We start from the raw sequence: 2,202 nt of genomic DNA, 5'->3' as shown, positions 1-2,202 counted from the left end.
TGGCCAAGCCAAACGGCGAAATCATCGAGACGCCGATCATCTCGAACTTTAAAGAGGGTCTGACGGTTCTCGAATACTTCAACTCGACCCACGGGGCGCGTAAGGGCCTTGCGGACACCGCGTTGAAGACCGCGAACTCGGGCTATCTGACCCGTCGTCTGGTGGACGTTGCACAAGACTGCATCATCCGTCAGCATGATTGCGGCACCGAACGCGGCATCACCGCGGATGTGGCTGTGAACGACGGCGAAGTGGTGCAGTCTTTGGCCGAGCGTGTGCTGGGCCGTGTGGCTGCCGACGATATCGTTGTGCCAGCAACCGGCGAAGTTCTGGTTGCCCGCGGCGAGCTGATTGACGAGCGTCGTGCCGATTTGATCAACGCCAAAGGCGTGACCACTTCGCGCATTCGCTCGCCACTGACCTGTGACGCTGAAGAAGGCGTTTGCGCAATGTGCTATGGTCGTGACCTTGCACGCGGCACCTTGGTGAACCAAGGCGAAGCCGTGGGCATCATCGCGGCACAGTCGATCGGTGAACCTGGCACCCAGCTGACGATGCGGACCTTCCACATCGGCGGCGTGGCGCAAGGCGGCCAGCAGTCGTTCCTTGAATCAAGCCAAGAAGGCAAGATCGAGTTCCGTAACGCCAACCTTCTGTCCAACGCCGCTGGCGAGCAGATTGTGATCGGCCGGAACATGTCGATCGCAATCTTGGACGAGGGCGGCACCGACCGCGCGGTTCACAAGCTGACCTATGGCGCGAAACTGCACGTTAAAGACGGCGCAATGGTCAAGCGTGGCAACAAGCTGTTCGAATGGGACCCCTATACGCTTCCGATCATCGCCGAAAAGGCCGGTGTGGCGAAGTTCAAGGATCTTGTGCCGGGCATCTCTGTGCGCGACGAGACCGACGAAGCCACCGGCATGACGCAGAAAATCGTCACCGACTGGCGTTCGGCACCAAAAGGCGGCGATCTGAAGCCAGAAGTCATTGTCATGGACCCGTCGACTGGCGAGCCTGTGCGCAATGACGGTGGCCACCCGATTTCCTATCCAATGTCGGTCGACGCGATTTTGTCGGTCGAAGACGGTCAGGAACTGGTGCCAGGTGATGTGGTTGCGCGTATTCCGCGCGAAGGTGCCAAGACCAAAGACATCACCGGGGGTCTTCCTCGCGTGGCAGAATTGTTCGAAGCCCGTCGTCCAAAAGACCATGCCATCATCGCAGAAGCCGACGGCTATGTGCGCTTTGGCAAGGACTATAAGAACAAGCGTCGCATCACGGTCGAACCTGTCGACGAAACGCTGCACGCTCAGGAATATATGATCCCGAAGGGCAAGCATATTCCTGTGCAAGAAGGCGATTTCGTCCAAAAGGGCGATTACATCATGGACGGCAACCCGGCCCCACATGACATCCTGCGGATTTTGGGTGTCGAAGCGCTGGCGAACTACATGATCGACGAAGTTCAAGACGTCTATCGTCTGCAGGGCGTGAAGATCAACGACAAGCACATCGAGGTGATCGTTCGCCAGATGCTGCAAAAGTTCGAAGTTCTCGACTCGGGCGAAACCACGTTGCTGAAAGGCGAAAACGTCGACAAGCACGAGCTGGACGAGGCCAATGATAAGGCCGCGTTGCACGGGATGCGTCTTGCGGTGGCCGAACCGATCCTTTTGGGGATCACCAAAGCCTCGCTGCAAACCCGCAGCTTTATCTCGGCGGCGTCGTTCCAAGAAACCACGCGTGTGCTTACCGAAGCTTCGGTGCAGGGCAAGCGTGACAAATTGGTCGGCCTGAAAGAGAACGTGATCGTCGGCCGTTTGATCCCCGCGGGCACCGGTGGTGCAACGCGTGTGGTGAAAAACATCGCCAGCACCCGCGACACCGTGGTGATCGAAGCGCGTCGTTCCGAAGCAGAAGTCGCGGTGGCCTTGGCCGCACCGGCCCCTGCACCGCAAAACGATCTCGCTGCCGCCTATGCAGCCGAGATGGAAAACCGCGACGAGTGATCTTGTGATCTAAACCAAAAGGCCCCGTGGGAAACCACGGGGCCTTTTGCGTTAAAGGGGTCGGTGCCTCCAACCAAGGCAGCAAAAGATCCCGCGCCCCCTTCATGGTTGAAACCCTTGGCAAACCCGCTTCGCCTCCCCATATCAATGCCCTGCGCAACCAGAGGCCACACCATGAAATCCAATACGC

1 pseudogene is annotated in these 2,202 nt (G+C 58.5%); it reads left to right on the top strand.

The window, feature by feature from the left end:
• Nucleotides 1-2,012, top strand: a pseudogene (locus tag V7Q10_RS15530) (DNA-directed RNA polymerase subunit beta'); the annotation flags it as partial.
• Nucleotides 2,013-2,202 lie beyond the last annotated feature (190 nt).

Source organism: Cypionkella sp. (genome assembly GCF_036782355.1).
GTDB lineage: Bacteria > Pseudomonadota > Alphaproteobacteria > Rhodobacterales > Rhodobacteraceae > Cypionkella.
The sequence above is the reverse complement of the archived record's forward strand: the minus strand, read 5'-3'. Positions and strand labels throughout refer to the sequence as shown.